This is a genomic window from Nocardia sp. bgisy118 (genome assembly GCF_057708605.1).
In genome coordinates, this window is sequence record NZ_JBYISM010000008.1 from 112,587 (window position 1) to 136,953 (window position 24,367).

Consider the following 24,367-nt stretch of genomic DNA (forward strand, 5'->3'; position numbering starts at 1 on the left):
CCGGCTCGACCAAACCCCGCTGTGGTGCTATATGCGGGCTTGTAGCAACGCGGTGGCGATCGAGGCGACACCCTCCCCGCGTCCGGTCAGACCGAGCCCGTCGGTGGTGGTTCCCGACACCGAGACCGGGGCGCCGAGCAGTTCGCCCAGCACCCGCTGCGCCTCGGCGCGACGCGGCCCGATCTTCGGTTTATTGCCGATGACCTGCACCGCAGCGTTGACGATGTCGAATCCTGCCTCGTCGAGCAGCCTGCGTACCTCGGTCAGCATCGTCGCGCCGGAGACGCCCTCCCACTCGGGGCGGCCCGTACCGAACACCGCGCCCACATCACCCAGCCCGGCCGCGGAGAGCAATGCGTCACAGAGCGCGTGCGCGGCGACGTCGCCGTCGGAGTGGCCCGCGCAGCCGTCGGCGCCGTCGAACAGCAGACCCGCCATCCAGCACGGACGACCGGGTTCGAGGGGGTGCACGTCGCTGCCGATACCAACTCGCATGGTCACGACGTTCTCATACGCTGCGCGCCGCGTTGCACACCGTCTCGGCGAGCATGAGGTCCAGCGGGGTGGTGATCTTGAAGGCCATCGGGTCGCCGGGAATGGTGCGCACCTCGGCACCGAGCCGCTCGACGAGTCCGGCGTCGTCGGTCGCGAGCACGTTCGTCTCGTAGGCGGCGTGCAGGAGCTCGGCGGCGAAGCCCTGCGGGGTCTGGATCGCCCGCAGCGCGGCGCGATCGGGGGTGCCGGTCACCACGCCGTCCGGGTCGACGGACTTGACGGTGTCGACGACTGGAAGGCCGGGCACCACCGCTCGATGACCCGCCCGCAACTCGGCCGCGACCCGGGCGATCAACTCGGGCGGGGTGAGCGCGCGGGCGGCGTCGTGCACCAGGAAATATCCCGCGTCCGGCGCGGCGGCGAGACCGGCGCGCACCGAATCGGTGCGCTCGGCGCCGCCGACGACCACGCGCACCGCGTCCGAGGGCGGCAGCAGGGCGACTGCGCTCTCGGCCAGTTCGGCGGGGACGATCACGATGATCCGGTCTACCGCCCCGGAGGCCAGCAGGCCGTCCACGGCCAGCCGGACCATGGGTGTACCGCCGACTGCGACGAACGCCTTGGGCATGTTCTCGCCCAAACGAACGCCGCGGCCGGCGGCAGGAACCAAGGCAACGACAGGACTGTCGCTGTCAGAGTTGTTCACGGTCAGGAAGCCGCTGCGAGAACCTCGTCGAGCAGCGTCTCGGCCTTGCCGTCATCGGTACCCTCGGCAAGCGCGAGTTCACCGACCAAGATTTGGCGGGCCTTCGCCAGCATGCGCTTCTCGCCGGCGGACAGCCCACGATCCTGCTCCCGACGCCACAGGTCGCGGACGACCTCGGCCACCTTGTTCACATCGCCGGAGGCGAGCTTCTCCAGGTTGGCCTTGTAGCGGCGAGACCAGTTGGTCGGCTCCTCGGTGTGCGGCGCGCGCAGCACCTGAAAGACCCGGTCGAGACCCTCCTGGCCCACGACATCGCGCACGCCGACATATTCGGCGTTTTCCGCGGGTACGCGAACAGTCAGATCGCCTTGGGCGACCTTCAGGACCAGATACTCTTTTTGCACACCCTTGATGGTGCGAGTCTCGATTGCTTCGATCAGCGCCGCTCCGTGGTGGGGGTAAACGACGGTGTCTCCGACCTTAAAAATCATGTGTCCCGTGCCCCTTTCGATGTTCACAGTTTAACATGCGACTCGATAACGGCGCGATCAACTGTGCAGGTCAGGGCCACAACGAGCGGACCGAGGGGGTTGACAGAACCCGGTCGTTGTGCATTACGTTGTGCCAGAACGAGTTATCCACCGGCGCCACCTTGCCCGTGTCCCGCCAGGCGCCTCCGCACTCGGCCCGCAACCGCACCGCCGGGCCACCGAACCGTTATGCAACGGATGCCGACCGTCGGCGGTGTCGCCGGGCCGAGATCCCGGCCCGACCGATGGGTCCCCTGGGTCGACTACTACGCTGCCTAGTTACTACTCTCCGTAGCGGAGTGATCCCGGTCGACATGGAGGACAACCCGTGACTGCCCTGAAAGCTGTGACCGCCTCGTCGGTGGCGCGGAAGCCCCGTCTCATGGTGACTGTCGCCGCACTCGCCGCGGGCGCGGCGCTCGCCCTTTCCGGCTGCGGCGCGGGTCAGGTCTCCCAGACCGCGAACCAGGCCCCGGCGGTCAACGGCAACAACGCCGAGGTCGAGGACATCTCGCTGCGGAACGTGCACATCGTGTACCCGTCCGAGGGCTACACCAACGTCAAGGGCGGCAAGGCGCTCATCGCGCTGTCCATCGTGAACAACAGCGAGACCGTCACCGACGAGCTCACCAGCGTCACCACCGACCTCGGCCCGGTGAAGATCACCCCGCCGTCGGGTCAGTCCGCGGTGAAGCTGGAGCCGCAGCAGACCGTCGTCGCGGCGTCCGCCCAGCACAGCGACAAGAGCGCGACCGACTCGCACGGCACCGACACCCACGGCACCGACACCCACGGTTCGGACAGCCACGGCGCGCAGCCGACCGGACAGAAGACCGCCGATCCCGAGGCCAAGCCCGCCACCATCGAGATCACCGGTCTGACCAAGGACATCACCCCCGGCCTGACCTACACCGTCTCGTTCAACTTCAAGGAGAACGGCACCGTCCAGGTCCAGGTGCCGGTCGACGCGGGCACCGAGGCCGAGCGCCACGAGTCCGACAAGTCGGGCCCGGCCGAAGGCGGCGCCCACGGCGGCGGCCACTGAGCCGTCCGTCCGACGCGGACCGAGAACGAAGGCTGTCGCACCCGGTGCGGCAGCCTTTTCCATACCCGCCACGTCCGGCGGGGATCTGTCGGGCCCGGTACGTAAGGTGCGCCTGTGGCAAAGATAAAGCCGATCTTCCGGTGCTCCGCCTGCTCGCACGAGGTGGCGAAGTGGGTGGGCAAGTGCCCGGACTGCGGGGCGTGGGGCACGGTGGACGAGGTGGCCGTCTCGGCCGCGTCGGCCGCTGCGCCGGGGAGGCGCGCCATGCTGCCGAGCACCGCGGCGGCCCCGATCTCCACAATCGATTCGAAGGTCACCAAGGCGAGGCCGACCGGTGTCGGCGAGCTGGACCGGGTGCTCGGCGGCGGGGTGGTCGCGGGCTCGGTGGTGCTGCTTTCCGGCGAACCCGGTGTCGGCAAGTCGACGCTGCTGCTCGAGGTCGCGCACCGGTGGGCGAAGCAGCGCGACGAGAAGTCGCTGTACGTGACGGCCGAGGAGTCCGCAGGGCAGGTCCGGCTGCGCGCGGACCGCACCAGCGCGGTGCACGAACGGGTGTACCTGGCCGCTGAGTCGGATCTGTCGATCGTGCTCGGACACGTCGAGCAGGTGCGGCCGACGCTGCTGGTGGTCGACTCCGTGCAGACCATGCTCGCGCCGGACGTGGACGGGGTCATCGGCGGCGTCACCCAGGTGCGCGCGGTGACGGCGGCGCTCACCTCGCTGGCCAAGGCGAGCGGAATCGCCGTGCTGCTGGTGGGGCACGTGACCAAGGACGGCAACGTGGCGGGCCCGCGCACCCTCGAACACCTGGTGGACGTGGTCTTGCAGTTCGAGGGCGACAGGAACTCCACGCTGCGCATGGTGCGCGGCATCAAGAACCGCTTCGGCAGCGCCGACGAGGTGGGCTGCTTCGAGTTGCACGAGGACGGCATCGCGGGCGTCGACGACCCGTCGGGGCTGTTCCTGCACCACCGCACCGATTCGGTGCCCGGCACCGCGGTCACCGTCGCGATGGATGGCAAACGGCCGCTGGTCGGCGAGGTACAGGGCTTGACGGTGAAGACCGAGATTCCGGCGCCGCGCCGCGCGGTCAGCGGGCTCGACTACAACCGAGTCGCCATGGTGCTCGCGGTGTTGCAGAGCCGCGGCCGGGTCTTCCTCGGCAAGCACGACGTCTACGCGGCGACAGTCGGCGGGATGCGGCTCGTCGAACCCGCCGCCGACCTGGCCATCGCGCTGGCCATCGCCAGCGCCGAATCCGACACCGCGCTGCCGCCGGGCTGGGTGATACTCGGCGAGGTCGGCCTCGCGGGAGAGGTACGCAAAGTGACCGGCCTGGCACGTAGGCTTGCCGAGGCTCAGCGACTCGGGTTCACCACCGCGCTGGTGCCGCCGGGGCTGGATCGAGTGAAGGGCGGGGGCATGAAGATTCACGAGGTGACCGACGTCGGCTCGGCGTTGCGGATCAGCGGTCTGCGGGCGCGGCGGGCGGCACGGACCGAGGCGGCCGAGTGATTCCGGGGCGGTGGGCCGCGTATCTGCTCGGCAAGCCGGCCCCCGTCGCGCCCCGTCCTCAGGTCCCGGTCACCAGGAACCGGCTCGCCGAGATCGTCACCAGGCTCGCGTCGGGCACGCCGCTGCGGGACGGACTGGAACGCATTCAGCGCGGCCGCACCGGCGGCCTGATCGTGCTCGGCCACGACGACGACGTCGAGCGCCTCTGCGACGGCGGCTTCGAGCTGGACGTCGAATTCGCGCCGACCAGGTTGCGCGAGCTGTCGAAGATGGACGGCGCGGTGGTGCTCTCCACCGACGGCGCCCGCATCCTGCGCGCCAACGTGCACCTGGTGCCCGATCCGAACCTGCCGAGCGCGGAATCCGGCACCCGGCATCGAGCCGCGGAACGGACGGCCGCCCAGACCGGCTACCCGGTGATCGCGGTGAGCAAGTCGATGCGCACGGTGACGCTGTACGTCGACGACGTGCGCCATCTGGTCGAGCCCTCGGCCACCATCCTGGGCAGGGCGAACCAGGCGCTCGGCACGCTGGAGCGCTACAAGGCCCGCCTGGATCAGGTGTGCGAGCAACTCTCCGAGAGCGAGATCGAGAACGTCGTCACCCTGCGCGACGCGTTGTCCGCGGCCCAGCGCCTGGAACTGGTGCGCCGCCTGGCCAAGGAGATCGAGCAGAGCGTGCTGGAACTCGGGGCGGACGGTCGCCAGCTCGCGCTGCAATTGGAGGATCTGGTCGGCGACAGCGCGTGGCTGCGCGAGTTGCTCATCCGCGATTACCTGGCGGACGAGCCCGCCCCGGCCACGGTGGATCGCGCGCTGGCGGGCCTCGACCTGCTCACCGACGCCGAACTGCTCGACCTCACCAATCTGGCCGCGCCGTTCGGCCATCCGAACACCATCGAGGCGCTCGACCTGCCGATGCGTCCGCGCGGCTACCGGGTGCTCACCCGGATCCCCCGGCTGCGCTTCACCCACATCGAATCGCTGGTCGACTCGTTCGGCTCGTTGCAGGGGCTGCTCGTGGCCACCGCGAGCGATCTACAGTCCGTCGACGGGATCGGGGTGCCGAGGGCGCGGCAGATTCGCGAGGGACTGACCCGCCTCGCCGAAGCGGGCGTGGACAATTCGTTCGACCGGAACCGGTGAAGCCGCTCAGGCGATGTTGAACGGCTCGGCCGCGCTGCGCACCGAACCTAATTGCGCGACAACCGAATACGCCCCTGGCGGGACCGGAACACGCTCGCCCGCGCAATTCGGTTGCGAGGTGGAGCCGGACCAGGTGACCTGGAACGCGGCCTGTTCACCGCGATTCATGTTGCGCACGTCGGGCTGACCGTCCGGGTAGCAGTCCGTGCTCGACCACAGCCTGCGGCTGCCGTCGAGGGTGTACACCGAGATCTGCTGCAGCCCGGAGCCGACATCGCGCGAGCAGGTCACCGAGGAGATGTTGGTGATCACGATGCCGAACACCGGCTGCTCACCCGCCTTATAGGTGGGCTGCTCGACGGTCACCTTCACCGCGAGCGATTGATCGGGGCACTGCCCCGCCGCCGCCGGAACCGCGCTCGGCACCGGACTTCCCGAAGACTTCGGCGCGTCGGCCGGGGACTTGGCCGCATCGCCCGACTTCTTCACCGACGAGGTCGAACTCGACGCGACCGGTTTGGCGTCACCGGGCGAGCCGCCACCGCGGACGGCCATCACCGCCAGCCAAATCACCAGCGCGAGCGCCACGACCAGGATCCCGATGGCGAAAACGCGACGACGCCAGTAGATCTCCGGAGGCAGCGGTCCAGTCGGTTCCAGCACGATTCAAACTTACGGGCAGCACCGGGCGCGGTGTCTCAGGACCACGGCGTGTCGGATGGGACGACGCCACGGTGCCGGGTGTATGACACCCGGCACGCTGGGGAAACTCCGCACGGAACCGGTTCAGACGACCTCGCCGATGTTGCCGACGACACGCTGCAACTGGACCTGACCTTCGGCCAGTTTGTAAGTCACACAGGCGATGGCCAGCTCGCCGGTCGCGACCCGCTGGGAAATGATCATCGACCGCTGCATCAGCAGCCTGCTGGTCTCCACGACGTGCCTGGCCTCCATCTCGTCCACGCTGGAGAGGCCCTCGCGGCGGCCGATCAGGATGGAGGGCGACACCTTCTCGACGACGCTGCGGATGAATCCGCCTGGCACCTCGCCCCCGTCGAGCGCGTCGATGGTCGCTTTCACCGCGCCGCAGCTGTCGTGTCCGAGGACCACGATCAGCGGCACGTTCAGGACCTGCACGCCGTACTCGATCGAGCCGAGCACCGAACTGTCCACCACGTGGCCCGCGGTGCGCACGACGAACATGTCGCCGAGCCCTTGGTCGAAGATCAACTCCGCCGCCACGCGCGAGTCGCCGCAACCGAACACGATGGCGGAAGGATGCTGACCGCCGACGAGCTTCGCCCGGTCGGCAGCCCCCTGACTAGGATGCAACAGCGTGCCGTTGACGAAACGCTCGTTGCCCTCGCGGAGGGACTTCCAGGCGCTGATCGGGTTTGAATCAGACATACCGACCATTGTGCACAACGCGTTCGCTACCAGCGAGTCGGTTTCGTTACGGGTCGGCAAATATGGACTGTCCGCCGAGCGGCGGAGACGGTGAGGGCAATGTGTAGCGGCACTGGTCGGGCCACCCCGGCCCGGCAACAACCCGGCGATCGCGGCATCGACCCCGACGCGCTGTTGGACTGGTACACCGAGACCGCCCGCGACCTGCCGTGGCGACGCCCCGGCGTCACCGCGTGGCAGATCTTGATGAGCGAGATCATGCTGCAGCAGACGCCGGTGGTGCGGGTCGAGCCGATCTGGCTGGAGTGGGTGGCGCGCTGGCCGGTGCCGTCGGCGATGGCCGCGTCCTCCCAGGCCGAGGTGCTGCGCGCATGGGGCAAGCTCGGCTATCCGCGGCGGGCGCTGCGGCTGCACGAGTGCGCGCGGGTGCTCGCGGCCGAACACGGCGACGAGGTCCCCGCCGACGTGGACGTGCTGCTCGGGCTGCCGGGCATCGGCGCGTACACCGCGCGGGCGGTCGCCTGCTTCGCCTACGGCCAGCGCGTGCCGGTGGTGGACACCAACGTGCGCCGGGTGGTCGCGCGCGCCGTGCACGGCCGCGCCGAGGCGGGCAACCCCGCGGCACGCGACCTGGCCGAGACCGAGGCACTGCTGCCCGCGAAAATCGACCGCGCCGCACGGTTTTCCGCGGCGCTGATGGAGCTCGGCGCGACGGTGTGCACCGCGCGCACGCCCGACTGCGCGCGATGCCCGTTGCCCGTCTGCGCGTGGGTGACCGCAGGCCGTCCGGTGTCGGAGGTGGTGCGCCGCACCCAGAAGTACGAGGGCACCGACCGCCAGGCGCGCGGCCGCCTGCTCGATGTGCTGCGCGCCGCGAGCGGCCCGGTGGAACGGATGCGCCTCGACCTGGCCTGGACCCGGGATCCCGGCCAACGCGACCGGGCGCTGGATTCGCTGCTGATCGATGGGTTGATCGAGCAGACGGCCGACGGGCTGTTCGCACTCGCCGGTGAGGGAGATAGTTAGCGGCGCCGCAGGTCGCGGCGCGGATCAGGCCAGAACCCGGCCGAGAAAGCGCTCCACCTCGGCGCGGTAGCGCTCCGGCTGATCGTCGTGGACCAGATGCCCGGCGTCCGGGATCAGCACGTACTCCGCGTTCGGATTGGTCGCGGCCATCTCTCGCATCTGCCCGGCCGGGGTGATGGTGTGCTCGCCCTCGATGAGCAGCACCGGGACGCGCACCGCCCGCCACTGCTCCCAGAAATGGCGGGTGCCCCACTCTTCGGAGATGTCACGGAAGGTCGCGACCGAGCCGTGCAGCCGGTACCCGTCCGGCCCGTGCTCGAAGGAGTTCAGGAAGTAGCGCCCGGCGACCGGCCCGAAGTACTCGAGCACCGACTCGGCGTCCGGGAACGGCTGCGGCCACGCCTCGATCATGGCGGCCCAGTCGGCGGCGGTGCGGCCAGTGAAATCGGGGGCGATGTCCTCGACCACCAGCGCGCGCACCCGCTCCGGATACTGCGCGGCGAAGACCCAGCCGTGCAGCGCCCCCATCGAATGACCGATGACCACTATCGGCTCGGTGATCTCCTCGGTGGCTTCGGCGAGATCGGCGACGAACGCCTCGGTGGTCAGTTCCTGCGGCGCCGGCCGACCATGGCCCGCCGCGTCGAAGGTGTAGACGTGCCCGTGGCGGCGCAGCCAGTCCAGCTGATCGCCCCAGGTGCGTGCGCTGCCCATCAATCCGTGCAGCAGCAGGATCGGGACGCCTGCTCCGCCTTCGTCGTACCACATCGGCTCGATTGTGCCCCCGGGCTCGTCCCGGCGCGCGCCCGCCCGCGCACGGGCGACGTATTGTCGAGGTCATGGCTGTTGTGAAGATCAACGCGATCGAGGTCCCCGAAGGCGCAGGACCCGAGCTGGAGAAGCGCTTCGCGCACCGCGCGCATGCGGTGGAGAACTCGCCCGGCTTCCTCGGCTTCCAGTTGCTGCGCCCGATCGCGGGCGAGAACCGCTACTTCGTCGTGACCCAGTGGGATTCCGAGGAATCCTTCGCCGCGTGGCGGGACGGTCCCGCGCGCGCCGCACACGCGGGCAGCGGCGACAAGAAGCCGGTCGCCACCGGCGCTTCGCTGCTCGAATTCGAGGTCGTCCTCGACGTCGCGGCCAAGCCCGCGTCCTGAACCGAACGGGTAACGACTCGCCCACACCGTGGTCAACAGGTTTCGATCGTGTTGACGACGGGCGCACGATGGTGTCACAGTTCGAGGTGACCAAGCGAGGGTGATGCGGTAATTCCGGTGTGATTCCGGAGCGGTCGCGCCACTGTGTTCCACGCATCGAGTCCGGTCCCAGCCGTGCAGGCCGGGGCGGGCGCGGTGCCGGAAAGCCAGACACCGGCACCGTCGCACCACCCATCTCACGGGACGCGAAAGCGTTCCCCCGGACGCGAAGTCCGGTCGGGACGTATCCCTAGGAGGACTCGAATGGCCATCGCGCATACACCGAGCCGGGCAACCGAATCTCTGGCAACCGTGCTCGTCACGGTAGGTGTCGTTCTTCTCGCACTGCTCACGCTGTACCTGGTCGGCTTCGATCAGGGCGCCATCTCGCGCAGCGGGATGTTCATGCACGAGCTGATGCACGACGGACGTCACTTGCTGGGTGTTCCGTGCCACTGAATCAACCCACCCCGCCGACTCCGTCGGCTGCCGTCCCCCCGGCAGATTCCCTCAAAACCCTGCTGCTGCGCGGCCTGCTCGCCGGTCTGATCGCCGGCCTGCTGGCCGCCACAGTGGGCTATTTCGTCGGCGAACCCAAGGTCGACGCCGCCATCGCCATCGAAGAGGCGAACGCGGCCACCGAGGAGTCGCACCACGCTCCCGAAGAACCCGCCGCGGGCCACTCCCACGGTGACGAGGAGGAGCCGCTGGTCAGCCGGTCCGGACAAAAGTTCGGGCAGTTCCTCGCGCTCGGCCTCAGCGGTCTCGCCTTCGGCGCGATCTTCGCCTCGGTCGCGCATTTCGCGCGGCGCCACACCGACCTGTCCGGTCCGAAACTCGCGATCGGACTCGGAGTAGCGGGTTGGGCCGCGATCGTCGCGGTGCCGTTCTTCAAGTACCCGGCGAACCCGCCCGCGGTCGGCGATCCGGAGACCATCAACGATCGCACCCTGCTCTGGGTGGCCTCGGTGCTGCTCGGCCTCGCGGCCGTGGGCGCCGCGGTGTACGCGTACAAGCTGCTGCGCGGGCAGCTGGACACCGTCCGGCTGATCGCGGGTGCGGCGGCGTTCGCGCTGATCACCACGCTGGGCTACGTCCTGCTGCCCGGTGTCGACGAGGTGGCCGCCGACTTCCCGCCGAGCCTGCTGTGGCAGTTCCGGGTCGCGTCGCTGGCCGTCTCCGCCACGCTGTGGGCGGCGCTCGGTCTCGGATTCGCGGCGCTCACCGAGTTCGCGCAGCGCACTAGCACCCCGGTACGGGGTGAGGTCGCTACCGCGGGCTGATCCGCGTCCAGAAGATCTGGGGCAGTGTCGGTTTCATGACCGGCACTGCCCTTTTTCGTTCCACCCGCGCTGTACCGCGTCCGGTGGCGCTGGCCGCCGCGACTTTCGTCGTCGCCCTGCTCGCCGGGGTCGCCGAGGCGCTGGCGCGGGCGGCGATGACGCTCGATCGCCCGGACGCCGACGTATCGGGCCTCGCCCTCGAATCGGCTGTGCGCGGCGCGATCTACCTCGTCGTGTTCACGGTCGTGGTGCGGATGACGCGCGGCGGCCGGATCGCCAGGCTCGCGCTCGCGCTCGGCCTCGGCGTCCTCGGTCTGGCCTCGCTGCTCGTCGAACCGCTGACGACGCTCGCGGCCGACGGGCTCGACCTTTCTGTCACCGCGAGCTCGCTCACCCTCGGAACCCTGCGCGCGATCCACGTGCTCGCCGTGCTCGTCGCGATTCCCGCCATGTACGCACCCGGCGCTCGCGAGTACTTCGCCCGCCGCGCGACCCCATGACTCCCCGCACTTCCCGCCGACGCGAGAGGTGCGGAGAATCAAGCGGTCACGCCAGGGCGGCGTCCAGGCTGATGGTGTCCACGCCCGCCAGCGCCTTGGAGACCGGGCAGCCCGCCTTGGCGGCCTCGGCGGCGGCCAGGAATCCGGCGGCGTCCAGACCGGAGACCCGGCCGCGGACGGTCAGCTTGATCGCGGTGATGCGGAAGCCGCCCGCCGGGTCGGGGCCGAGGGTGACGTCGGCGGTCACGTCGAGGCTCTCGGGAGTGCCGCCCGCGTTGCCGATCTGCGCCGAGAGCGCCATGGCGTAGCAGGAGGAGTGCGCGGCCGCGATCAGTTCCTCGGGGCTGGTGGTGCCATCGGCGAACTCCGCGGAACGCTTCGGGAACGAGACGTCGTACTTGCCGACGCCCGAACTGGCCAGCTCGACCTGACCGGAGCCGTCCTGGAGACCACCGGTCCATGCGGTGCGGGCGGTACGTGTTGGCATCATTGTCCTTTCACCAAGTGAGCCGAACTTCGCACGCTAGAACCTACCCGCACACCCGAGACCACGGGCACCGCTTCGGCGAGCCAGCCGTCAGCCGATCGCGCCGAGCTTGCTGTCGAGCTGCTCGAGCACCTGCGGCCACGCTTCGCGGTGCCGGTCTCGGGCCGCCTCGCTCGCAAACCCGGCGTGGCGCAGGCGAAGCCGGATGCCGCGCGGTTGTTTGAGGAACTGCACGCTCACCACGGTCTCGGCGCCCTCGGTGCCGCCTTCGCCGGTGACCCAGGTCAGCTCGACGAGGCGCTCGGGCTCCAGCCGCAAGAAGCGCCCGTAGTGCGGGTTGCGCCTGCCCTCGAATTCGGTCTCGAAGAAGAACGGCTCGTTCACCTCGGGCCTCATCCGCACCGAATCCGGGGCGGCGAACCAGATGTCGAACCCCTGCGTCCACGCGGCGTAGAGCAGGCCGGGCGATGACTTCATCACCCGCTCCACGGTGAGCTCGTGGGGCCGTGTGGACAGATCCGGGAGGCGAACTGACTGGTCGACCATCACCGGACCATACCCGCGCGGCCCCAGCCCCCACAGCATTTGCCCCGTGACCGGCTGCGGTCACTCGGGATTGGTCACCCTCGCCAGCACGATGCCGCCGAGGATCAGCGCGAGCGCGAGCACCCGGCCCGCGCTGAGCGGGTCACGGTGTACGACGATGCCGAGACCGATCGCGCCCACCGCGCCGATGCCGGTGAACACGGCGTAGGCGGTGCCGACGGGCAATGTCTGCATGGACCTGGACAGCAGATACACCGCCAGGCTGCCCAGCGCGAAGCACACCAGGGTGGGCAGCGGCCGGGTGAAGTTCTCGGTCGGTTTGATGCTCTGCGACCAGACGATCTCGACCAGACCCGCGAGACCCAATGTCAGCCAGTTCATTTCAGTACATCCCGCCGAGCGATCGCGCGGTGTCGAGCGCCTTCGCGTAGGAGCCGTCGTGTTCGGCGCGACGGTCGGCCAGCGCGGGGTCCTGGCGCGAATTGGCCAGTTCGGCGTGCACGAAAACGGTGTCGGTCACCGCGAAGTGGCCCGCGAAGAAGTCGCGCAGATAGCGCTCCTGATAGTCGAAGGCTGCCTTGGGCGCACCGGGCGAATAGCTGCCGCCCCGCGCGGAGACGACCACGAATCGACGGTGGCCCAGCGACATTCGCGGGAAGGTGAGCTGGTCCAGCCAGGCCTTCAGCGCGGCGGGAATCGAGTAGTTGTACATCGGGGTGCCGATCAGGATCACGTCGGCGGCGAGCACCTCGTCCAAGAGCGGGCGAAGAACCTCGAGCGCCGCGGCCTGCGCCGGAGTCGTCACCAGTGCGTCGAGCTCGGCAGGGTCGAAGCCGCCGCGCGCGAGCACCGCGTCGCACAGCTCGGTCCACGCCTCGCCGATGAACGGCACGGGTCGCGCGGCGAGATCCCGGTATCGGCACTCGCCGTCCGGGTGTTCGGCCCGCCAGGCCGCGGCGAACTCCGCGCTCAGCTCCCGGCTGATCGAGCGCCGCCGGGCGCTCGCGTCGAGGTGCAACAAGGTGCTCATGATTCAACCCTTCAATCAAACGGACACATCGTCCAGTTGCGACGTTAACAATCAACCGGACAGATTGTCCACTTATTCCGGATTCGGCTAGAGTCGCTGTCATGGATGCCCGATCCGACCTGCTCACCGGCGCTCCGCTCGACCATCCGCCGAGCGAACGCGCGGACGCGGCACGCAACCGCGCCAAGGTCCTCGCCGCCGCCGCGGAGCTCTTCGCCCGGCGCGATCCCCGCACGGTGACCATGGACGACATCGCCAAAGCCGCCGGCGTCGGCCGCGGCACGCTGTACCGCCGCTACCCCGACACGAATTCGATCGCCATCGCCCTACTGGACGAGCACGAGCGCGCCCTCCAGGAGCGCCTGCTGCACGGCGACCCGCCGCTCGGGCCCGGCGCACCCCCCGCCGAGCGCTTGGCCGCTTTCTACGAGGCGATGGTCGAACTGCTCGACAATCACGCCCACCTGGCGCTCGGCGCCGAAACGGGCGGTGCGCGCTTCACCACCGGCGCGTACGGCTTCTGGTACGCCCACGTCCGCGCACTGCTGCTGGCGGCGAACATCGACGAACCAGACGCGCTGATCGACCCCCTGCTGGCCTCGCTCGCCGCCGAGGTCTACACCGCACAACGCGAACGCGGGCTCACGCCGTCGGCCATCGCCCAAGCCCTGACCCACATCGCCCACGCACTCCTGAACAAACCCCGATAGACCCCGATAGACCCCGCCGCGCTTCGGCAGCGCGGACCTGGGTGGGCCGACTGTCGATGGAAGAACAAGCACGGCGCGTCGCACATCGAATACACGCCTCGCGGACCGTGGAAGGCCTGCGAGGCGCGGAAACCCTTTGCGAAGCTGGACTTCCCGATCAGGTCAGGTCGCGGCGGTGGATGAGGGTGAGGGTGGCCGCCGCGAAGAAGACAGCGTAGAGGGCCAGCAGAGTCAGGGATTCGGTGCGGGACAAGGTGTCCAGGACGCCGGGGGTGGCCGGACCGCCTACCGTGCGCATGGCCCCGGCGAGGGAGCCCGCGGCGGTTCCGGGGAGGCGGTCGGTCAGCGCGGCGATCGGGGCGAAGATCGCGGACGTCGCGCGCAGGAGGTTCTCCACGACCAGCACCCAGACCAGGCCGAGACCGACGGCGAGGGCGGGGCCGCGGGCGAGCGCGCCGATCAGGGCGCCCGCGAGTGTCCACATGCCGAGAATGGCTGTGCCGGTGAGGAGTCCGTCGAAGACGCGGGCCGCGCTCGGCAGCGCGAGGGATTGCGACTCAGTGCTCGCGATCAGGGCGGCCACTCCGGTGTCCACCGCGAACGCCACGCACACCAGCGCGACGACCACCAACGCCAGGCCGATCAGCAGTCCGCCGACCGCCGCCGACCGCGAGGGCCCTTGGGTGAGCACGGTCTTCCAGGTGCCCCAGCCGTATCCGCTCCCGACGGCCAGCGCACCGAGGATCAGCATGAGCGCGCCGCCGAACATCGCCATGCCCTGGGTGAACACCTCGGGCACCGCCGCGGGCAACATCTGTTGCAGCAGCACGTCTTTCGGAAGCCCGTCGGACATCGCGCTCTGCTCGCCGGAGGTGTAGGCCAGATAGTTGAACAGGTAGGAGAACGTGAGGTTCAGCAGAATCCATGTCCCCAGCACGATCCAGAACGCGGGCCAACCGCGCAGCCGCAACAGTTCCGCGCGGGCGCTCGCCACCAGGTCGGTCATCGCATCGCTCCTTCGGTGATCTCGAAGAACACTTCCTCCAGGGACCTCTCGTCCACGCGCAACTCGAACAGATCGGCTCCGGCATCGATGACAGCGCGGGCGACCACCGGCGCGGCACTCGCGTCCACCTCGATGCGGATGCCCGCGCTGCCGAGCAGTGCAGCTGCGTCATCGGAAAGCGCCACCCTCCCTTCGCGCAGCGCAGATTCGCCGCGCAGCGCTACCTCATCCCTGCTCAGCTGCAATTCGCTGCCGCGCAGCGCTCTCTCGTCCTTCCGCAGCGGCAGTTCGTCACTGCGCCGCGCGGATTCGCCGCCGCGGGGCGCTATATCGGCAACGCGTAGCACCACCTCCGCGCCGAGCGCGCCCCGCACCGCCGCGATCGCCGATTCCATCGGCTCCGCGCGCAGCAACAGGGAAGCGGCGCCGCATAATTCGGCCACCGTGGACTCGGCGATGAGCTTGCCGCCGGAGATGACGCCGACTCGATCGCAGATTTCCTGCACCTCGGTCAGCAGGTGGCTGGACAGCAGCACGGTGTGCCCGTCGGCGGCCAATTCCGTGATCAGCTCTCGCATTTCGGCCATTCCCGCTGGATCGAGGCCGTTGGTGGGCTCGTCGAGGATCAGCAGATCGGGGCGGCCGAGCAGGGCCGCGCCGACTCCCAAGCGCTGCTTCATGCCGAGGGAGTAGGTGCGGAACTTGTCGTCGGCGCGATCGGCGAGGCCTACGCGGTCCAGCGCGTCCGCCACCTCAGGGCGGCCGAGCCCGCGATATTTCGCGAGAACTCGCAGGTTGTCGCGGCCGGAGAGGTACGGGTAGAAACCGGGGCTCTCGATCAGGGCGCCGATCCGGCGCAGCACCGCGGGGTCGCCCGGTGCGCCGCCGAGCACGGTCGCGACGCCCGCGCTCGGCCGGATGAGCCCGGCCAGCATGCGCAGCGTGGTGGTCTTGCCCGCGCCGTTCGGGCCGAGGAAGCCGTAGATCTCCCCCGCGGCGACGCGCATGCCGACATCGTCGACGGCGAGGTGCTCTCCGTAGCGTTTGGTCAGCCCGGAGGTGACCACGATGGAATTCGTCATGCCTCGAGAATCCCGCGCTGAGCTGGTGCGACGCATCCGTCGCGCGGCGATGCCCGGCGTACGTATCGCGACCTGATCCACCCGCCGCCTCCGTCCGCGCCCCGGACGTAGGCGGGGAATACGTGCGGTGACGGACGCCGATCGGCGGTCGGCCGCTTAGGCTGCAAGGGTGAGTGCGCCAGGCATAGCGAATCGTGGCTCGGTCGTATGGGACTGGGGCCTCGCGTTCATCGTCGCGGTAGTCCAGTTGGCCGGGAGTCGCGGCGCCAATATGCACCAGACCGGCACGCAGTCGCTGGATGTGCTCGGCTACCTGCTGCTGCTCGCCGGGCCGATCGCATTGCTCTTCCGGCGCACTCAGCCGTTGCCGGTGCTGGTTGTCACGCTCGCCGCGTGCGGGATCTACCTGGCCCTCGGCTACGGATACGGTCCGATCTTCCTTTCGCTGGTGATCGCCTTTCTCACCGCCGCGACGATCGGATCCCGTTGGTGGACATATCCGCTCATGCCCGTCGGCTACGCGGCCTTCGTCTGGCCGCTGCCCGCGCTGCTCGGCAAATCGGTGAACGGCTGGCAGATCTTCGGGATCATGGCGTGGCTGATCGTGCTCGTCGGCGCGGCCGAGGGGTTGCGCCAGCGCAAGGTCGCGCTGGAGGCCCGCAGGCAGCGCGTGGAGGCCGCCCGGCGCGACGAGCAGCTGCGGCGCGAACGCCGCGCCACCGAGGAGCGGCTGGCCATCGCCAGGGAACTGCACGACGTGCTGGCTCACAGTCTTTCGCTGATCAACGTGCAGTCCTCGGTGGCGCTGGAACTGTTCGACAAGAGGCCGCAGCAGGCACGGACGGCGCTGGCCGCGATCAAGGCGGCAAGCAAGGAATCTCTCGCCGAGGTGCACACGCTGCTGGAGACCATCCGCACCGGTGCGACGATGGATGACCCCGAACCCGAAGCGAATTCGATCGAGGCGGCCCGTTCCTCGCGCGGCCGCCGCGGTGTCCGGCGCGGCGCGGCCGGCGAACGGCGGGAATCCGACGCGGCGGACTCCGGCAGGCTGCCGCGCAACGCCGCACCGGCCCGCAAGCAGGAAGCGCCGCGCGCGCCCGCCCCCAGCATCGCAGATCTGGACACGCTGCTCCAGCGGGCTCGCGACGCCGGACTGACCGTGCAGACCCGCGTGATCGGCGAACCGCAGAAGCTGCCCAGTGTGATCGATGTGGCCGCGGCCCGGATCATCCAGGAATCCCTGACCAACGTGGTGCGCCACGCACCCGGCGCGAGCGCGACGGTCACCGTCCGCTACGCCGCCGGTTCGGTGGATCTCACCATCGACAACACCCGTCCCACCGCGCCCGTGCTCCGGTCCGGTTCGAGCGGCGGCAACGGCATCATCGGCATGCGCGAGCGGGCACACGCCCTCGGCGGCGCGCTCACCGCGGGCCCGCGGCCCAGCGGCGGATTCCGGGTCGCGGCCCGGCTGCCCAGCCAGACCGAGCCCGTGCAGCGTCCCGCACCCCGGCCCGCCGAACCATCGTCCCGGCCCGCCGAACCCGCGCCTCCGGCGACCGGGTCAACGACCGGGACCGAGACCGGGACAACGACCGCGACTGGGACCGGGACAACGACCGCGACTGGGACCGCGACAGCGAGGAACGGGGTCTCGGCGGACACTACAACGGAACAGAAGGAGCGCAACGGCTCCGCCTCGGCCTCCTCCGGCGGCGCGGATATCTCGTCCCCAGGCAAGGCGACCGAACCGGCAACGCAGAACGTCACCGCGTCCGTCGCCGACTCCGCGGACCCGAATGTTCGCAACGGCTCCGCGCGCCCGGTCCCCGACGACGCGGAGGCCCCGATCGGGCCGCGAACGCAGAACGACGCCGCCACCGAAGACACGAGCCCCGCGACCGACGACCCGCAGGCCCGCAGCTGCACTGCCACCAAAGACACGGATCCCGCGACCGACGACCGGAACGCCCGCAACAGCACCACCGTCGCAGACTCGAACACCGCGACCAACAACCCGCAGGCCCGCAACAGCGCCGCCGCAGGCTCGGACACCGCAACCAACGACGGAACAGCCTGCAACGGCACCACCGACGGAAACTCGGGCGCCTCGACCGACCACCCGAAGGCCAGCAACGGCATCACCGCCGCAGATACGAACACTGCAACCAACGACCGAACAGCCCACAATGGCACCACCGACGCGGACTTGGACACCACAACCGACGACCGAACAGCCCGCAACGGCACCACCGCCGCAGACTCCGACACCCCGACCAACGACCGAACAGCCCGCAACGGCACCACCGCCGGAAACTCCAACACCCCGACCAACGACCGAACGGCCCCCGACGACGGAGACTCGGACGCGGCGACCGACGACCGGAAGGTCCGTACCGGCTCCGCGCCGGCGTCCCCCAGCCACGCGAGCGCGACCGAACAGAGTCCGCGCAGCTCAGCGCCTTCCGGTGACACCGCGGAGACATGATGAACGAGCGCGCACCGCGATGGGAGGCACGATGAGCATTCGGGTGCTGGTCGCCGACGATCAGGCGCTGGTGCGCGGCGGCTTCGTCGCGCTGTTGAACGCGCAGGACGACATCGAGGTGGTCGGCGAGGCCGACAACGGCGAGCAGGCGGTGCGCATGACCCGCGCGATCCGGCCGGACGTGGTGCTGATGGACATCCGCATGCCCGTGCTCGACGGACTGTGCGCGACCAGGATGATCGCCGAGGACCCCAAGCTCGCCGAGGTCCGCGTGGTGGTGCTGACCACCTTCGAGCTGGACGAATACGTCTTCGAGGCGATGCGTTCCGGCGCGACCGGCTTCCTCGTCAAACACACCGAACCCGCCGATCTGCTGCGAGCCGTGCGCGTGGTGGCCGCTGGCGACGCCCTGCTCTCCCCTGGCGTCACCCGCCGCCTGATCGCGGAATTCTCCGCGCACGCCAAACAACCGCCGCCCGCCGCGCTGAACGAACTCACCGACCGCGAGCGCGAGGTGATGACCCTGGTCGCCGAGGGCCTCACCAACGCCGAAATCGGCGAACGCCTGTTCATGAGCCCCGCAACGGCCCGCACTCACGTGAGCCGCATCCTCACCAAACTGAACGCCCGCGACCGCACCCAGCTGGTCGTCCTGGCCTACGAATCCGGCCTGGTCCGCCCGGGCTGGCAGTAACCGCTCCCAGCCCGCCCCGGGGCAGCAGCCCCGCTATGAGTGCCCGGTCGTGGACGTGGTGTTGGGGTGACCGCACAGGAACGCCGCTGCCACTTGGGCGGCGTCGTGCAGGCGGGAGGGGGCGTAGGGGGTGCGTTCGAGGACCCAGACGCCTTGGAGGAAGACCAGGAGGAAGCGGGCCAGCGCACGTGGATCGCGGTCGGCGGCCAGTTCGCCTTGCTCGGCTGCGCGCGTGAACGCCGAGGTGAACGCGGTTTCCCAGCTTGCCCAACCGGATTCGACCAGTTCGGCGATATCGGGGTCTCGGGCGGCGAGTTCGACGGCGGTATTGGACACCAAACAGCCCAGGTAGCGGTGTTCGACGCAGGCTTCGGTGACGAAGCGGTCGATGAGCGCTCGGATGGCGGGCAGGGCAGGACCCGGCTGCGAGAGTGCGGTGGTGATCCGTTCGTCGGCCAGTTCCAGATAGCGCTGCAGCGCCTTGGTGAACAGTTCGTGTTTGCAGCCGAAGGCGGCGTAGATGCTGGCCTTGGCTATGCCGAGATGTTGCACCAGATCTGCCATCGAGGTGGCTTCGAACCCGCGCTGCCAGAACAGATCCATGGCGAGGTCCAGTACGACGTCCGGGTCGAATTCCTTGGTGCGCGCCATGTTTCGAGATCCTACTATTGCGACCGATCGGTCAAATATGTGAACATGGGCCGTCACACACACCGCTGACACGCGCGCGGTTCAGCGTCCACGTCACGCGGCATGGCGCGTCTGTGCCGCGTGACTCGGCGTCCGCGTCGGGCGTAATGCGCACGCAGTGAATGTCGGGCAATTCATGAGCGGCGGATATCGGCAAACCGCCAGTTGTTCGGGGTTGCCGGGTCGAGGAGTACGTCGGCAGGCGTAGCCGGATCAGGGACGCGCGGCCGATGTGTCGGATGGGTTACGACGCGCACGCTCGGAGCATGACTCTTTTCACGCAATCGGAAGCACTCACTCTGCTGGCGGACCATTATGACGGCGGCTGGCATCCGTGGCCGTTCTTCTGGATCTTCCCGCTATTGTTCTGGCTCACCTTCCTCGTCCTGATATTCCTGGCGCGCAACCGCTTCCGCCGACACACCGGAATCGGCGTGCTGCGCGACGCTTTCGCGCGCGGTGAGGTCACCGAGGCGCAATATCGGGAGCGGTTGGCCGTACTCCGCGAGACCGGGCGCTGAAAGGCGACGTGATGAAGTTCGGCATGATCGTCACCCCGCGTTCGGGTGCGCAGTGGGTCGACGCGGTGCGGGCGGCCGAAAAACAGGGCTACCGAACGATTCTGCTGCCCGACACGTTGTACACGCCGTCGCCGCTGCCGATGCTGGCGGCGGCCGCTGCGGTCACCGGCACGGTGCGGCTGCGTCCCAACGTGCTGGCGGCCCCGCTGCGACACAGTGCCGCGCTGGTGCGAGAAGTGGCTGCGCTACAGCTGCTTTCGGACGGACGCTTCGAGCTCGGCATCGGCGTGGGCCGTCCGGATGCGGCGGGCGAGGCCGAGAGGCTCGGCATGCCTTGGGGTTCCGCGCAGGGGCGTCGCGAGCAGCTGCTCGAGGCGGTCGCCGCGGTCCGCGCGGCCGTCGATCCCACCCCGGAGATCGTGGTTGCGGCGAGCGGTCCACGCATGCTCGCCGCCGCGGCCCAGATCGCCGACCGCATCGTGCTCGCGACCCAGCCCGGCGCCACCGAAACGGAATGGGCCGAGATGGTGCGCGTCGTGCGCGAGAACACCGACCGCGACATCCCTTTCACCCACCAACTCTTCGGCATCGGCGACCGCGTGCCGTTCTGGCTCGAAAAACACCTCGGCCTCACCGCCGACGGACTGCGTGACGCGGGCGCGGCCGCACTGCTGCCGGAAGATCCGGCCGAAGCCGCCGACCTGATCGAATATCGAAGGGAGAAGTACGGGATCGACGAGCTCGTGGTCCCCGACGAACTCGCTCGAGACTTCGCACCGATCCTGCACCGCTGCGACACATCGGCCGCGGATCGATAGGCGGCGTGCACTACACGGCGCTTGGCCGCCCGATCGGCTCGGTCCGAAGCGTCGCACTCTGCGGGCCCGTCCGTCTCCCGGCGAGACCTGTCGGTCGAGTCGATTACATTCCGTCTCGATCATCGAGGAAGACAATCGGATCGGAATTCGGCGGCCCCGGCGAATTCCGTGGGAGCGGGGAAGCAATGGGAGTGATCCTGTCGTTCACCAAGGTCACGAGCGAGCAATTGAGCTGCCTGATCGTGGCGAGTCCACAAGCGCAGGAGGAGCTCTCGCAGCTCGAGCGGACCGACGGCGATCCCAGCGGCTATCTGGACAAGGCCTGGGACGGGCTGCGCTACCTGCTCGAGGCGGCCGGGACAGGGGTTGATCTGTGCGATGACAGCCTGCCCCTCGACGAGGACGAGGAGTACTACGGATGGCCCGCCGAGTTGGTCGGCCGGACGGCCGAACGGCTGCGGGCCACGCCGTTCACCGCGCTCGCCGCGCACTACGATCCCGCCGCCATGGACGAGGCGAACATCTACCCGCGCATCTGGACCAGGGACGGCGACGCGGGACTCGGCTATCTCCAGTTCCACTACGCGACTCTCGCCGCCTTCTTCGCCGACGCCGCGAAGTCGGGCTCCGCGGCGGTCATGCACTTCGGCTGAGCGAGAACACGGCAAAAGGCCCGCCCCCAACGAATTCGTTGGGGGCGGGCCTTCTCGTCGTTACTTACTCGCCGGAGGCGGCCTCGGTGGCGTTGCCCTCGCCCGCGCCGGTCAGCACGACCTCGGGCTTCTCCTCGACGGCCGTCTTGGTCAGCTTCGCCTTGCCGGTGAAGGTGAACTTGGCGTCCTCGCCGGAGCCCTCGCCGTCCCAGCCTTCCACATCCACAAGGATCGTTTGGCCTGGGCCGATCTCGCCGAAGAGGATCTTCTCCGACAGCTGGTCCTCGATCTCGCGCTGGATGGTGCGGCGCAGCGGCCGGGCACCGAGCACGGGGTCGAAGCCACGCTTGGCGAGCAGGCTCTTGCCCTTCTCGGTGAGCTCGATCGCCATGTCCTTGTTCTTCAGCTGCGTGGCGACGCGGCCGATCATCAGGTCCACCATCTCGACGATCTGATCGGTCGTGAGCTGGTGGAAGACGATCACGTCGTCGATGCGGTTGAGGAACTCGGGGCGGAAGTGCTTCTTCAGCTCGTCGTTGACCTTGAGCTTCATCCGCTCGTAGTTCGAACCCTCGTTGTTGGACTGGGTGAAGCCCAGGCCCACGGCCTTCGAGATGTCCGAAGTGCCGAGGTTCGAGGTGAAGATCAGCACCGTGTTCTTGAAGTCCACGGTCCGGCCCTGGCCGTCGGTGAGGCGGCCGTCCTCCAGGACCTGCAACAGGGTGTTGTAGATCTCCTGGTGGGCCTTCTCGATCTCGTCGAACAGCACGACCGAGAACGGCTTGCGGCGCACCTTCTCGGTGAGCTGGCCGCCCTCCTCGTAGCCGACGTAGCCCGGAGGGGCACCGAAGAGCCGCGAGGCGGTGAAGCGGTCGTGGAACTCGCCCATGTCGATCTGGATGAGCGCGTCGTCGTCGCCGAACAGGAAGTTCGCCAGCGCCTTGGACAGCTCGGTCTTACCGACACCGGACGGGCCGGCGAAGATGAACGAGCCGGACGGACGCTTCGGATCCTTCAGGCCGGCACGAGTGCGGCGGATCGCCTTGGAGACGGCCTTGACGGCGTCCTCCTGGCCGATGATCCGCTTGTGCAGCTCGTCCTCCATGCGGAGCAGACGGGTGGTCTCCTCCTCGGTGAGCTTGAACACCGGGATACCGGTCCAGTTGGCGAGCACCTCCGCGATCTGCTCGTCGTCGACCTCGGCCACGACGTCCAAATCACCAGAACGCCACTGCTTCTCACGCTCGGCGCGCTTGGCGACGAGCTGCTTCTCCTTGTCACGCAGCCGCGCAGCCTTCTCGAAGTCCTGCGCGTCGATCGCGGATTCCTTCTCACGGCGCGCGTCGGCGATCTTGTCGTCGAACTCGCGCAGGTCCGGCGGCGCGGTCATCCGGCGGATGCGCATCCGCGCGCCCGCCTCGTCGATCAGGTCGATCGCCTTGTCCGGCAGGAACCGGTCGTTGATGTAGCGGTCGGCCAGCGTCGCGGCGGCGACCAGCGCGCCGTCGGTGATGGACACCCGGTGGTGCGCCTCGTAGCGGTCGCGCAGACCCTTGAGGATGTTGATGGTGTGCTCGACGGTCGGCTCGCCCACCTGGACCGGCTGGAACCGGCGCTCCAGGGCGGCGTCCTTCTCGATGTACTTGCGGTACTCGTCGAGCGTGGTGGCGCCGATGGTCTGCAGCTCGCCGCGGGCCAGCTTCGGCTTCAGGATCGAGGCCGCGTCGATGGCGCCCTCGGCCGCGCCCGCACCGACCAGCGTGTGCAGCTCGTCGATGAACAGGATGATGTCGCCGCGGGTGTTGATCTCCTTGAGCACCTTCTTCAGGCGCTCTTCGAAGTCACCGCGGTAGCGGCTGCCCGCGACCAGCGAACCCAGGTCGAGGGTGTAGAGCTGCTTGTCCTTGAGCGTCTCGGGCACCTCGCCGTTGACGATCGCCTGCGCGAGGCCCTCGACGACGGCGGTCTTGCCGACGCCGGGCTCGCCGATCAGCACCGGGTTGTTCTTGGTGCGGCGGCTCAGCACCTGCATGACGCGCTCGATCTCCTTCGAGCGGCCGATGACCGGGTCGAGCTTGCCCTCCAGCGCGGCCTGTGTCAGGTTGCGGCCGAACTGGTCGAGCACCAGCGAGGTGGACGGGGTCCCGGCCTCGCCGCGGGAGCCGGACTCCACCGGCTCCTTGCCCTGGTACCCGGACAGCAGCTGGATGACCTGCTGGCGGACCCGGTTGAGGTCGGCGCCGAGCTTGACGAGCACCTGCGCCGCGACACCCTCGCCCTCACGGATGAGGCCGAGCAGGATGTGCTCGGTGCCGATGTAGTTGTGGCCGAGCTGCAGCGCCTCACGCAGGCTCAGCTCCAGCACCTTCTTGGCGCGCGGGGTGAACGGGATGTGACCGGACGGGGCCTGCTGACCCTGGCCGATGATCTCCTCCACCTGGCTGCGCACACCCTCCAGCGAGATGCCAAGAGACTCCAGCGACTTCGCCGCGACACCCTCGCCCTCGTGGATGAGGCCAAGCAGGATGTGCTCGGTGCCGATGTAGTTGTGGTTGAGCATCCGGGCCTCTTCTTGGGCCAGGACAACGACACGCCTCGCGCGGTCGGTGAACCTCTCGAACATCGCTCCCTCACTCTCCTGCTCAGACCTTCAGTGGCGTCCGACGCTTCAGTGCTGTGCGCAACCTGTGGTCGTCAGCCTGCCATGAAGCCCGGGGCTTGCGGCCCCCGCCATCCACTCTAGTTGGCGGGGGTTCGCGCCGCCTCCAGTCCACCCTATTGGGGACCA

28 protein-coding genes and 1 riboswitch are annotated in these 24,367 nt (G+C 69.0%); of the genes, 14 read left to right on the plus strand and 14 right to left on the minus strand.

Translation table 11 applies throughout. The features are described 5' to 3' along the window. Window positions 1–27: 27 nt before the first annotated feature. Genes ispF through carD form a run of 3 tightly spaced genes read right to left on the minus strand, consistent with a single transcriptional unit; the run spans window position 28 to window position 1,692 of the window. Entirely contained in the window at window positions 28–495 is a 468-nt protein-coding gene (ispF, locus tag AC3EO7_RS12705; RefSeq protein ID WP_431967438.1) for a 2-C-methyl-D-erythritol 2,4-cyclodiphosphate synthase, read from the minus strand. Window positions 496–508: 13 nt separating this feature from the next. Further along, entirely contained in the window at window positions 509–1,201 is a 693-nt protein-coding gene (gene ispD, locus AC3EO7_RS12710) for a 2-C-methyl-D-erythritol 4-phosphate cytidylyltransferase (RefSeq protein WP_435591265.1), read from the minus strand. A 2-nt stretch (window positions 1,202–1,203) separates the two neighbouring features. Beyond that, the gene (gene carD / locus AC3EO7_RS12715; protein ID WP_040686206.1) at window positions 1,204–1,692 is read right to left on the minus strand and encodes an RNA polymerase-binding transcription factor CarD; all 489 of its coding nucleotides are present in this window, start codon (window positions 1,690–1,692) and stop codon (window positions 1,204–1,206) included. 367 nt (window positions 1,693–2,059) lie between these two features. On the opposite strand from carD, the gene AC3EO7_RS12720 reads away from it, so the two are divergent. The 3 genes from AC3EO7_RS12720 to disA all read left to right on the plus strand — a co-directional run bounded on the left by AC3EO7_RS12720 (window position 2,060) and on the right by disA (window position 5,436). Then, window positions 2,060–2,776 carry a copper chaperone PCu(A)C domain-containing protein gene (locus tag AC3EO7_RS12720; protein ID WP_431967247.1) on the plus strand — a complete coding sequence of 239 codons (717 nt, stop codon included), beginning with the start codon at window positions 2,060–2,062 and terminating at the stop codon, window positions 2,774–2,776. Between the two features lie 114 nt (window positions 2,777–2,890). Next, window positions 2,891–4,291 (plus strand): DNA repair protein RadA, encoded by a 1,401-nt coding sequence (radA, locus tag AC3EO7_RS12725; protein WP_431967249.1) that lies wholly within the window; start codon window positions 2,891–2,893, stop codon window positions 4,289–4,291. 23 nt (window positions 4,292–4,314) lie between these two features. After that, window positions 4,315–5,436: a DNA integrity scanning diadenylate cyclase DisA gene (disA, locus tag AC3EO7_RS12730; protein ID WP_435591317.1), complete on the plus strand. Its 1,122-nt coding sequence runs from the start codon at window positions 4,315–4,317 to the stop codon at window positions 5,434–5,436. 6 nt (window positions 5,437–5,442) lie between these two features. Here disA and AC3EO7_RS12735 read toward each other — a convergent pair whose 3' ends face one another. Together AC3EO7_RS12735 and AC3EO7_RS12740 are read right to left on the minus strand one after the other, a co-directional pair. Further along, complete coding sequence (locus tag AC3EO7_RS12735; protein ID WP_431967251.1) at window positions 5,443–6,099, minus strand: DUF7974 family protein; 657 nt, start codon at window positions 6,097–6,099, stop codon at window positions 5,443–5,445. Between the two features lie 123 nt (window positions 6,100–6,222). Then, the gene (locus AC3EO7_RS12740; protein WP_431967253.1) at window positions 6,223–6,846 is read right to left on the minus strand and encodes a carbonic anhydrase; all 624 of its coding nucleotides are present in this window, start codon (window positions 6,844–6,846) and stop codon (window positions 6,223–6,225) included. Window positions 6,847–6,945: 99 nt separating this feature from the next. On the opposite strand from AC3EO7_RS12740, the gene AC3EO7_RS12745 reads away from it, so the two are divergent. Continuing rightward, complete coding sequence (locus AC3EO7_RS12745; RefSeq protein ID WP_435591266.1) at window positions 6,946–7,872, plus strand: HhH-GPD family protein; 927 nt, start codon at window positions 6,946–6,948, stop codon at window positions 7,870–7,872. A 24-nt stretch (window positions 7,873–7,896) separates the two neighbouring features. Here AC3EO7_RS12745 and AC3EO7_RS12750 read toward each other — a convergent pair whose 3' ends face one another. Further along, on the minus strand, window positions 7,897–8,640 hold the full coding sequence (locus AC3EO7_RS12750) for an alpha/beta fold hydrolase (protein ID WP_431967257.1): 744 nt from the start codon (window positions 8,638–8,640) through the stop codon (window positions 7,897–7,899). Window positions 8,641–8,711: 71 nt separating this feature from the next. On the opposite strand from AC3EO7_RS12750, the gene mhuD reads away from it, so the two are divergent. The 4 genes from mhuD (at window position 8,712) to AC3EO7_RS12770 (ending at window position 10,851) form a co-directional block, all read left to right on the plus strand. Beyond that, window positions 8,712–9,029, plus strand: coding sequence for a mycobilin-forming heme oxygenase MhuD (gene mhuD, locus AC3EO7_RS12755; protein ID WP_431967259.1), 318 nt, complete (start codon window positions 8,712–8,714; stop codon window positions 9,027–9,029). Between the two features lie 54 nt (window positions 9,030–9,083). Beyond that, window positions 9,084–9,265: riboswitch (cobalamin riboswitch) on the plus strand. Between the two features lie 67 nt (window positions 9,266–9,332). After that, window positions 9,333–9,527, plus strand: coding sequence for a CbtB domain-containing protein (locus tag AC3EO7_RS12760; RefSeq protein ID WP_068055493.1), 195 nt, complete (start codon window positions 9,333–9,335; stop codon window positions 9,525–9,527). Continuing rightward, window positions 9,518–10,351: a CbtA family protein gene (locus AC3EO7_RS12765; RefSeq protein ID WP_431967261.1), complete on the plus strand. Its 834-nt coding sequence runs from the start codon at window positions 9,518–9,520 to the stop codon at window positions 10,349–10,351. Before AC3EO7_RS12760 ends, AC3EO7_RS12765 begins: the two co-directional genes overlap by 10 nt. 35 nt (window positions 10,352–10,386) lie before the next feature. Next, entirely contained in the window at window positions 10,387–10,851 is a 465-nt protein-coding gene (locus AC3EO7_RS12770; RefSeq protein ID WP_435591267.1) for a hypothetical protein, read from the plus strand. 46 nt (window positions 10,852–10,897) lie between these two features. Here AC3EO7_RS12770 and AC3EO7_RS12775 read toward each other — a convergent pair whose 3' ends face one another. From AC3EO7_RS12775 to AC3EO7_RS12790, 4 genes are all read right to left on the minus strand, one after another. Continuing rightward, entirely contained in the window at window positions 10,898–11,338 is a 441-nt protein-coding gene (locus tag AC3EO7_RS12775) for an OsmC family peroxiredoxin (protein ID WP_431967265.1), read from the minus strand. 90 nt (window positions 11,339–11,428) lie between these two features. After that, entirely contained in the window at window positions 11,429–11,884 is a 456-nt protein-coding gene (locus AC3EO7_RS12780; protein WP_431967267.1) for an SRPBCC family protein, read from the minus strand. 60 nt (window positions 11,885–11,944) lie between these two features. Further along, window positions 11,945–12,265, minus strand: coding sequence for a DMT family transporter (locus AC3EO7_RS12785; protein WP_431967269.1), 321 nt, complete (start codon window positions 12,263–12,265; stop codon window positions 11,945–11,947). Window position 12,266: 1 nt separating this feature from the next. Further along, the gene (locus tag AC3EO7_RS12790; protein ID WP_435591268.1) at window positions 12,267–12,914 is read right to left on the minus strand and encodes an FMN-dependent NADH-azoreductase; all 648 of its coding nucleotides are present in this window, start codon (window positions 12,912–12,914) and stop codon (window positions 12,267–12,269) included. Window positions 12,915–13,015: 101 nt separating this feature from the next. On the opposite strand from AC3EO7_RS12790, the gene AC3EO7_RS12795 reads away from it, so the two are divergent. Then, window positions 13,016–13,624, plus strand: a complete 609-nt coding sequence (locus AC3EO7_RS12795) for a TetR/AcrR family transcriptional regulator (protein ID WP_435591269.1) — start codon at window positions 13,016–13,018, stop codon at window positions 13,622–13,624. A gap of 157 nt (window positions 13,625–13,781) precedes the next feature. Here AC3EO7_RS12795 and AC3EO7_RS12800 read toward each other — a convergent pair whose 3' ends face one another. Continuing rightward, window positions 13,782–14,630, minus strand: coding sequence for an ABC transporter permease (locus AC3EO7_RS12800; protein WP_431967275.1), 849 nt, complete (start codon window positions 14,628–14,630; stop codon window positions 13,782–13,784). Continuing rightward, window positions 14,627–15,712 (minus strand): ABC transporter ATP-binding protein, encoded by a 1,086-nt coding sequence (locus AC3EO7_RS12805; RefSeq protein ID WP_435591270.1) that lies wholly within the window; start codon window positions 15,710–15,712, stop codon window positions 14,627–14,629. Before AC3EO7_RS12805 ends, AC3EO7_RS12800 begins: the two co-directional genes overlap by 4 nt. Before the next feature lie 169 nt (window positions 15,713–15,881). Between AC3EO7_RS12805 and AC3EO7_RS12810 the strand changes: the two genes are divergently transcribed. Further along, window positions 15,882–18,203 (plus strand): sensor histidine kinase, encoded by a 2,322-nt coding sequence (locus AC3EO7_RS12810; RefSeq protein ID WP_435591271.1) that lies wholly within the window; start codon window positions 15,882–15,884, stop codon window positions 18,201–18,203. A 31-nt stretch (window positions 18,204–18,234) separates the two neighbouring features. Next, on the plus strand, window positions 18,235–18,897 hold the full coding sequence (locus tag AC3EO7_RS12815; RefSeq protein WP_435591272.1) for a response regulator transcription factor: 663 nt from the start codon (window positions 18,235–18,237) through the stop codon (window positions 18,895–18,897). Between the two features lie 33 nt (window positions 18,898–18,930). On the opposite strand, the gene AC3EO7_RS12820 is transcribed toward AC3EO7_RS12815, so the two are convergent. Next, window positions 18,931–19,548 carry a TetR/AcrR family transcriptional regulator gene (locus AC3EO7_RS12820; protein WP_431967283.1) on the minus strand — a complete coding sequence of 206 codons (618 nt, stop codon included), beginning with the start codon at window positions 19,546–19,548 and terminating at the stop codon, window positions 18,931–18,933. Window positions 19,549–19,853: 305 nt separating this feature from the next. Between AC3EO7_RS12820 and AC3EO7_RS12825 the strand changes: the two genes are divergently transcribed. The 3 genes from AC3EO7_RS12825 to AC3EO7_RS12835 all read left to right on the plus strand — a co-directional run bounded on the left by AC3EO7_RS12825 (window position 19,854) and on the right by AC3EO7_RS12835 (window position 21,579). Continuing rightward, complete coding sequence (locus AC3EO7_RS12825) at window positions 19,854–20,108, plus strand: hypothetical protein (protein WP_431967285.1); 255 nt, start codon at window positions 19,854–19,856, stop codon at window positions 20,106–20,108. 11 nt (window positions 20,109–20,119) lie between these two features. Beyond that, a complete protein-coding gene (locus tag AC3EO7_RS12830) occupies window positions 20,120–20,926 on the plus strand; it encodes an LLM class flavin-dependent oxidoreductase (RefSeq protein ID WP_435591273.1) in 807 nt (268 codons plus the stop codon). Window positions 20,927–21,111: 185 nt separating this feature from the next. Then, a complete protein-coding gene (locus AC3EO7_RS12835) occupies window positions 21,112–21,579 on the plus strand; it encodes a YfbM family protein (protein WP_435591274.1) in 468 nt (155 codons plus the stop codon). Window positions 21,580–21,643: 64 nt separating this feature from the next. Here the strand turns inward: AC3EO7_RS12835 and AC3EO7_RS12840 are convergent, their stop codons facing one another. Beyond that, window positions 21,644–24,202: an ATP-dependent Clp protease ATP-binding subunit gene (locus AC3EO7_RS12840; protein ID WP_431967291.1), complete on the minus strand. Its 2,559-nt coding sequence runs from the start codon at window positions 24,200–24,202 to the stop codon at window positions 21,644–21,646. Window positions 24,203–24,367 lie beyond the last annotated feature (165 nt).